This window comes from Thermosynechococcus sp., from assembly GCF_046299635.1.
Taxonomy (GTDB): Bacteria; Cyanobacteriota; Cyanobacteriia; order Thermosynechococcales; family Thermosynechococcaceae; genus Thermosynechococcus.
Genome location: NZ_JBKBHV010000054.1, coordinates 1 through 1,229, shown reverse-complemented (window position 1 = coordinate 1,229; position 1,229 = coordinate 1). Strand labels below are relative to the sequence as shown.

The window sequence follows — 1,229 nt, the reverse complement described above, 5'->3', positions numbered from 1 at the left end:
GTATACTGGGGCAGCGACTTCATGTGTCGAGCAAGCTTAAGCCGTTAGGTGTAGGCGCAGCGAAAGCGAGTCTGAACAGGGCGCTAAGTTCGACGTATGACGACCCGAAACCAGGTGATCTATCCATGAGCAGGTTGAAGGTTGGGTAACACTAACTGGAGGACCGAACCCACTGTCGTTGAAAAGCCAGGGGATGACTTGTGGATAGGGGTGAAAGGCTAATCAAGCCTGGTGATAGCTGGTTCTCCCCGAAAGCTATTTAGGTAGCGCCTCGGACGAATACCATTGGGGGTAGAGCACTGTTTCGGCTAGGGGGTCATCCCGACTTACCAAACCGATGCAAACTCCGAATACCAATGAGTACTATCCGGGAGACAGCTAGGAGGTTGGCTTAGAAGCAGCCACCCTTTAAAGAAAGCGTAATAGCTCACTAGTCGAGTCGGCCTGCGCGGAAGATGTAACGGGGCTAAAACTATGTGCCGAAGCTGCGGATTTGACATTAGTCAAGTGGTAGGGGAGCGTTCTGTAAGCCGATGAAGGTGTATTGAGAAGTATGCTGGAGGTATCAGAAGTGCGAATGCTGACGTGAGTAACGACAAAACGGGTGAAAAACCCGTTCGCTGAAAGACCAAGGGTTCCAGTCCAACGTTAATCGGGGCTGGGTGAGTCGACCCCTAAGGCGAGGCCGAGAGGCGTAGTCGATGGGAAATTGGTTAATATTCCAATACTTCTGTGTAATGCGATGAGAGGACGGAGAAGGTTAAGTCAGCCTGGCGTTGGTTGTCCAGGTGGAAGACCGTAGGCATGCATCTTAGGCAAATCCGGGGTGCTCTATGCTGAGAGTCGATAGCAAGCTGTACTTGTACAGTGAAGTGGCTGATACCATGCTTCCAGGAAAAGTCTCTAAGCTTCAGTTACACAGGAATCGTACCCGAAACCGACACAGGTGGTCAGGTCGAGTAGACCAAAGCGCTTGAGAGAACTCTGCTGAAGGAACTAGGCAAAATGGTACCGTAACTTCGGGAGAAGGTACGCTGCTGACGGTGATGGGACTTGCTCCCTGAGCGGTTGGCAGCCGCAGAAACCAGGCCGCTGCGACTGTTTAATAAAAACACAGCACTCTGCAAACACGAAAGTGGACGTATAGGGTGTGACGCCTGCCCGGTGCTGGAAGATTAAATGATGGGGTGCAAGCTCTTGATTGAAGTCCCAGTAAACGGCGGCCGTAA

The 1,229-nt window shown here is 51.7% G+C and carries 1 rRNA gene; it reads left to right on the top strand.

The features are described from left to right. A 23S ribosomal RNA gene (locus ACK4IR_RS12285) occupies positions 1–1,229 on the top strand; the annotation flags it as partial.